This window comes from Catenibacterium sp. co_0103 (assembly GCF_004168205.1).
GTDB lineage: Bacteria > Bacillota_I > Bacilli_A > Erysipelotrichales > Coprobacillaceae > Catenibacterium > Catenibacterium mitsuoka_A.
This window is the reverse complement of sequence record NZ_RCYB01000029.1, coordinates 20,221-27,751: the sequence shown is the minus strand read 5'-3', so window position 1 is coordinate 27,751 and position 7,531 is coordinate 20,221. Positions and strand designations below refer to the sequence as shown.

At 32.8% G+C, this 7,531-nt stretch carries 7 protein-coding genes; all 7 read right to left on the bottom strand.

The window, feature by feature from the left end:
- Positions 1–166: 166 nt before the first annotated feature.
- Positions 167–601, bottom strand: a complete 435-nt coding sequence (locus tag EAI80_RS06590) for a DUF6431 domain-containing protein (RefSeq protein WP_129981407.1) — start codon at positions 599–601, stop codon at positions 167–169.
- Between the two features lie 310 nt (positions 602–911).
- Complete coding sequence (locus EAI80_RS06585) at positions 912–1,199, bottom strand: DUF6465 family protein (RefSeq protein ID WP_129981406.1); 288 nt, start codon at positions 1,197–1,199, stop codon at positions 912–914.
- 159 nt (positions 1,200–1,358) lie between these two features.
- Positions 1,359–2,780 carry an amidophosphoribosyltransferase gene (gene purF, locus EAI80_RS06580; protein ID WP_129981405.1) on the bottom strand — a complete coding sequence of 474 codons (1,422 nt, stop codon included), beginning with the start codon at positions 2,778–2,780 and terminating at the stop codon, positions 1,359–1,361.
- Positions 2,781–2,794: 14 nt separating this feature from the next.
- Entirely contained in the window at positions 2,795–4,504 is a 1,710-nt protein-coding gene (locus EAI80_RS06575) for a GNAT family N-acetyltransferase (protein ID WP_129981404.1), read from the bottom strand.
- A 1-nt stretch (position 4,505) separates the two neighbouring features.
- Positions 4,506–5,729 (bottom strand): ATP-binding protein, encoded by a 1,224-nt coding sequence (locus EAI80_RS06570; RefSeq protein ID WP_129981403.1) that lies wholly within the window; start codon positions 5,727–5,729, stop codon positions 4,506–4,508.
- 18 nt (positions 5,730–5,747) lie between these two features.
- Positions 5,748–7,112, bottom strand: coding sequence for a PFL family protein (locus EAI80_RS06565; RefSeq protein WP_129981402.1), 1,365 nt, complete (start codon positions 7,110–7,112; stop codon positions 5,748–5,750).
- Between the two features lie 12 nt (positions 7,113–7,124).
- The gene (locus EAI80_RS06560; protein WP_275055504.1) at positions 7,125–7,397 is read right to left on the bottom strand and encodes an ACT domain-containing protein; all 273 of its coding nucleotides are present in this window, start codon (positions 7,395–7,397) and stop codon (positions 7,125–7,127) included.
- Positions 7,398–7,531: the final 134 nt, after the last annotated feature.

Sequence of the window (7,531 nt, the reverse complement as noted above, 5' to 3'; positions counted from 1 at the left end):
CTGTTGATGATCTCTTTTTTCCAGTTGGTAAGAGTATTCGCAACCGGACTCATTTCTGCAACAGCGCTGCTTCTGAAATCAATTATGATCTTCTCAAGCTGTTTCTTTGCAGTGTCATAAGTGCAGTGATCATAGAAATAGGTAACATCATTCCTTAAGAGCTGTACTATATAAAAGTCATGTGAAGAAGCATAAAAAAATTAAGGTAATTTTTTCTGGTATTCACTTTACAGAATGAATCATAATCAAAGGGATAATTCAGATACTTATCTTTAAGATAAGCGGCATGAGAAGATTCAAGAAAGTCTATGCCAGCTAAAATATCAACAATCAAGTCATAAGAAGCAATGGAATAAGGAATCATATCCTCAATGAGGACTGCATGAGTAGATCCGCATTCAGGACATCTTAATCTTTGTATTGTGACTTTATGACTACGTTTAAAGATGTCAACATAGCGACTATAAGATGCATGTGCACGAAGACCTTTGGAATTACATTTAGGGCATGATAGTTCATCGAAGTTCAGGGATTGAATAATCTTTTTATATTGATTTTCAGTAATATGCTTGATTTTAGATGAAAGTTTTATTATTATCATAGTGTTCTTATTGGACAGGATAAGCATCTCGGTCGCCAAACTTTCGATGCTTATCCTTTTTTCTTTCTATAGATTTATTTGACCTTAAGAACATGAAAAATGATTTATGAAATAAACAAAACAGATACCAGAAAACTGCCCCTAAAAAGTTGACAGCATAAAAGCAAAGCCAGGAGTTCATACCCCTGACTTTTTTAAAACTTGAGTAAACCACAAGTCTATTTAGTTACTCAAACGGTGTTCTCTTTTTTTATAAATGGAGGAGGGGACTAATAAAAAATCCCCTTCTATTAAAAAGGGGAGGAATAAACTAGATATATAAAGGTTCATCGTTTTTGAGTACTTGTTTATTATTTGTTTTCGCAATATAGAATACTTCACTTGTTTCTGCTTTATAATAAATATCTAAAGTAAGAATTGAAGTCTTCTTATAACCAAGTTCTACAAGATGATCAATAACCATTTTTTCAATATCATCTAAAGATACATCATGATAGTTATACTGTACCTGAAGATTCATCTTAACAGGTTTATAAGTAGTCTTAGCAGTTGTTTTCTTAGTTACAGTTTCTTTCTTTACTGTAGTAGTCTTTTTCATAATGGAGATCCTCCTTTGATACTCTAATTATTACTATTATTATAGCACACTCATTTTACAATTCAAACGTAACAGATATAGTCAAAAAATTACATAATATATATTATGCGAAGTATTATATATAAGAAAGAAACTCCCAATGAAGGGAGTTTTATAGTACTATTTTTCGTCTTTATTAGCACGATCGATAGAATCATATAACTTAGTGACATAATTACCACTAAAGCAAGAGATACATAAATCACAGTTTCCATCCATATCATGCTTAACAGATTTCTTTAATCCTTCCATTGAAATAAATGCTAATGAATCAGCTTCAATGAATTGACATAATTCTTCTACATTCATACGATGTGAGATTAATTCTTCTAGTGTAGAAATATCTACACCATAGAAACATGGGAACTTAATGGCTGGAGAAGCAATTCTAACATGTACTTCTGTAGCTCCTGCTTCTTTTAATAATCTTACAATACGTTTAGAAGTTGTACCTCTTACGATAGAGTCATCAATCATGATAACTCTCTTACCTTTTACAATAGAAGATACAGCTGAAAGTTTCATTCTTACCCCACGTTCACGCATTTCCTGTGTTGGCTGGATAAATGTTCTACCTACATACTTATTTTTGATAAGCCCCATTTCATAAGGAATACCAGATGCTTCAGAATAACCAATAGCAGCTGAAATAGAACTATCAGGTACACCAATAACTAAATCTGCTTCTACTGGTGCTTCTTCAAATAAAGTCTTACCACAAGTCTTACGTGCTGTATGAACATTAATACCATCTAAATTACTATCAGGTCTAGAGAAGTAAATATATTCCATTGCACATAGCTTATTGCAGATAGGTAAAGTTTCAGTATACTTCTTAGATTTAATAATACCATCTTTTACACGGATGATTTCACCTGGTTCTACATCTCTTACATATTCTGCTCCAGCAATATCTAAAGCACATGTTTCAGATGAGAACATATAACCTCCACTTGGAAGTCTACCCATAGATAAAGGTCTTAAACCATATCTATCTCTTGCAACATAAAGAGCATCTTCTACTAAAATTACAAATGCGAATGCTCCATCAATCTTTTCTAATGATTTACAGATACGATCTACAAATCGTCCTGTTTCTCTCTTAATTAAATGACCAAGAACCTCAGTATCACTTGTCGAATTGAAGATAGATCCATTTTCTTCGAGTTCCTTCTTTAATAAGTTAGCATTTACAATATTACCATTATGGGCAATACCCATCATACCATCGAGAGTACGGAATAAGAATGGCTGAACATTCATGATTCCTCCCCCACCTGCAGTTGAATAGCGGACATGTCCAATAGCTGCATTACCTGATAATTTTTCAATTTTTTCTTTATTAAATACTTCACTGACTAAGCCTTCTCCCTTATGGATGTTAAGCTTTCTACTTTTATTGCGGACAACAATACCTGCAGCCTCCTGTCCACGATGTTGTAAAGAATGTAAGCCATAATATGTTAATTGAGCAGCATTGTCATCTCCCCATATAGCAAGAACTCCACATTCTTCATGTAATTCATCATGATTCTTGATCATAATAGCCTCCCTGTTTAATAGATTTCATTGATATAGCGCTTCTCAAGAGGTGTATTATCCTCCTGATTACACATCATTGTGATCATATCTGTTTTTTCACCATGAATAGACGCCATGCAATCTGTTTCGATGCGAATGTCTTTATAGAAATAAACAGAAATCGTTTTGAGGATGTCATCTAAATATTCTTTATTGTATATAAATTCTGAAATATAGACAAACTTCCCCCTATCATTATAAATCATATATCCTTGTTGTCCATACTCATTTTTAAATGTTAGAACAGAATCGTTAAATGCAACACATCTAATTCTTAGATAATTATTAAAATAATCTTCATCACGCATTAAATAATGGTTGAAATTTGCGGTATAACGCATGTAATCATCATAGAGATGACTTATATCCTGGGACAGGCAAATATTACTAGGAAGGCAATACTTAGCTTTATCAAGCTTATAAAGAATATGTCTATGAGATTCTTTAAAGCCAAAAGGCATATAAATTTCAGGATGATAAGCCTGTAAATAAATGCGTTTATCTTTATAAATATCTAAAACATGATTCATTAATAATTTCATGAATCCCTGTCCTTCATACTCTCTCCTTGTAGAAACTCCTAGAATAAAATAACTATCTTCGTAATCTTTTACTTTAAAAGGTACAATCTGTAAAGCAGAAATAATTTTGTCTTTAAAACGTACAACATATGTATTCTCTTTCTTATATCTATATTTGAAATAGAATTCAGTAGAGACTTCATCCTCATCCTCAAAACGGTCCATCCAGATTTCTTTGATTGTTTCAGTATCTTCATCTGTTGCCTGTGTAACGATGGCATCATTAATAAAGATACGTGTCTTTTCAACCATATGACAAGGATGCATACGTTCTTTAGAGATACGAAGATTTTCTATTCCCATATCTTCTTCTCTATTTACATATTTAAAATTCGCACATTCATGTTCTAAGAATTCTTTTCTTAAAGTCACATAAAGACCTCTAATAGTTTTATCAGCTTTTTCAATATGAATCTGGATTGTTTCATGCTTTAATGGAGAACCAATCATAAAAGCCTTTAATTCATTATTAATAAAGATGCCACCTATCTTAATAGGTAATTGATCCTGGGTAGAAAGAAGATACATAATTCCATATGCTTCAGAAGTTAAGGATTCACTCTGTTCATGCTCTTCGCTTTCCCATTTTAATAGATTATTGAAAATCATAGGCATATCATCATCCGCATTCAATGTACGATATTCATAATTAGGATATTGTGAAATGAAGTTATGATAATTGTTTCTCATCTTCTGCATCTTCTTACCTGATAATGTAATTAATTTTTCTTTATCATATACATAATCATCTAAATCTCTTGTATGCTCATAAACAAACTGTCCAGGACATACCTTCTTTATTTTTTCTACAAAAGATGGAATAGCACAATCAATCATAAAAGGAAACTTATTTTCCTTTGCATAATTCATCATGTATTCAACAGCTTCTTTGTAGTATTCGCAAGACGCAAAGGGCATCGCAAAAAAGCGATGTCCTTTACAGTTATGTAACATGATGCAGAAGTGATCATGAATCTCATATTCAATATGATATTCATGATTCCACATCATCATAGTCACGAAATTTGAGTTATAGCCTTCATAATTGGCTTTATCTAAATAAGGTAAAACAGTATTTAAATCAGATAATTTTAAGGGTTTCATTTTATTTTCCAAGCATCATATGTATAAATTGTTTAGCTACACGCCCAGAATAGCCTCCGTTTCTTAATTCCCATTCCATAGCTAAACGATGGAGTTCATTACGATCAATATCTAAATGATACTGATCTGCAAGTCCATCTACTATATCAAGATAGTGCTGCTTATCTGGATGAACATAAAGAATCTGGACACCAAAACGGGCAACAAGTGATAGCTTTTCCTGTTTAGCATCATTGACATTTACTTCATTGTCATCTCTTTCGCCCCAAGTTTCCTTAATTAAATGTCTACGGTTACTTGTGGCATAAATAAGGACATTATCAGGTTTCTTTTCTAGTCCGCCTTCAATGACTGCTTTGAGATATTTATATTCGGTTTCATATTCTTCAAAAGATAAATCATCCATGAAGATAATGAACTTATAATTACGGTTCTGTAATTCTCCAATAATTTCTGGAAGATGGATAAATTGATGCTTATACACTTCAACCATTCTTAAACCGTCCTTGTAATAACGATTTAATATAGCTTTGATACTTGATGATTTACCAGTTCCATTATCGCCATACAATAAGACATTATTTGCTTTCTTGCCATTAATAAATGCTTCTGTATTCGCAATTAGACGATCCTTTTGACGTTCATAGCCTATGAGCTGTTCAAGTGTATTATCTTCTATATGATTGATAGAAACGATATTGCCATCTACATATCTAAAAGCCTTATTTAAACCGTATTTACCAACACCATACTTGTGATAATGATTATAGAGGATGTTATAGAAATCTTCAACAGATGTGCTTTGTGCAAGATTACTTTGTAGTTCACTGAAGACTTCATAAATCTCTTTGTTAATAATTGGCTTAGAATGTGAAAAATGGAAGAAAATCTCTCTATTTAGTCCTTCTAGATCATCAAATGAAGAGTGAAATAAATCATAGAAGTAAGTGAGATCTCTTAATACAAGTGCTTTTAATGTATCATCAACATCTACAACACGTTCTAGTGAAAGCGAGAAGGCATTTTCATGCATTGCAAGCAAATGAGTAAGTAAGCTTTGCATCAAGTGATCATGAAGATCATATTTTTCAGCAACCTGTAAGAATTTCGCAATAAAATCATGCTGAATTGCTTTATTGTCTAATTGGTCAACATTCTTTAATAGGAAAAGAACATCTTCATCATCTGTTAACTGATAATATACTGTTAAATCATTTAAATACATAAATAACCCCTTCTTTCATTAGTTTTTGAAGCTATGAATAGGAGCTGGAATACGTCCACCACGGTTCACAAATTCATCACAAGAGAATGAATTCACTGGCATGATTGGGGCATAACCTAATAAACCACCAAATTCAACTGTATCTCCTACATCCTTACCAATAACTGGAATAAGTCTTACTGCAGTTGTTTTCTGGTTGATCATACCAATAGCCATTTCATCTGCGATAATACCAGAGATTGTTTCGGCTTTTGTATCACCTGGAATTGCAATCATATCTAGACCTACTGAACAAACACAAGTCATTGCTTCTAGCTTTTCTAAAGTTAAAGATCCTGCATTGACTGCATCAATCATACCCTGGTCTTCACTGACTGGAATAAAGGCACCTGACAAACCACCTACATAAGATGAAGCCATAACGCCACCCTTTTTCACCTGGTCATTTAAGATAGCAAGTGCTGCAGTAGTACCTGGAGCCCCTACTCTTTCAAGACCCATGCTCTGTAAACAATCGGCAATAGAATCACCAATAGCTGGTGTAGGTGCTAAAGATAAGTCAATAATACCAAAAGGAATACCTAATGCTTCAGATGCTTCTAAAGCAACTAACTGACCTACACGAGTGATCTTAAATGCAGTTTTCTTGATGATTTCGCATAATTCACCAAAGTCTTTACCTTTTGCGTTCTTAATTGCTTTATGCATAACACCAGGACCACTGACACCAACATTAATAATGGCGTCTGATTCACTCATACCATGGAATGCACCAGCCATAAATGGGTTATCATCTGGGGCATTACAGAAGATAACAAGCTTTGCACAGCCAATAGACTCAATATCCTTAGTAGCATATGCAGTCTTTTTCACAATCTGTCCAAGTAATGCGACAGCATCCATATTAATACCAGTCTTAGTAGAACCAACATTAACACTTGAACATACAAATTCAGTTTCCTTCATAGCCTGTGGAATAGACTCAATAAGCATACGTTCTGCTTTAGTCATACCTTTAGAAACAATGGCAGTATAACCACCAATAAAGTTAATACCTAATTCCTTTGCACACTTATCTAGTGTTTTTGCAATCTGTACATAGTCTTCTGGCTTCTTGCAGGCTGAAGATCCGATTGTTGCAATAGGCGTAACTGAGATACGCTTATTCACAATAGGAATACCATATTTTTTTTCAATAGACTGTCCTACAGGTACAAGATTTCTTGCAGTAGACATGATTTTGTTGTAAATATTATCACAAAGAACATCTAAAGAAGAATCAATACATTCAAATAAGCTAATACCGATTGTAATAGTTCTTACATCTAGATTTTCCTGCTCAATCATTTTATTTGTTTCAATAACTTCAAACTGATTAATCATCTATACATCTCCTTATAATCTATGCATCATATTAAAGATTTCTTCATGCTGAATTTTAATATCAACACCAATTTCTTTACCTAAAGCAGCAAGTTCATCTGCTAAGTCATTAAATGCTTTGCTAGAAGCATCATGATTGACAATCATCATCATATTGAAATAACCTTGTACAATAGTCTGAGAGATATCTAAAATATTTACATCATTCTCAGCAAGATAAGTACATACCTTTGCGATAATACCTACCTGGTCCTTTCCAACTACAGTAATAATACCTTTTTTCACAGTCGAATCCTCCGTTTTCATAAATTTTTAAACATTATAGCAAAACTAAGTAAAAAGATAAATAAAAAGTGTAAAAATATGCTTAGACTAAATAATAGCCTTTAAAAGTAATTTTAATTGATTGTAATATCAAA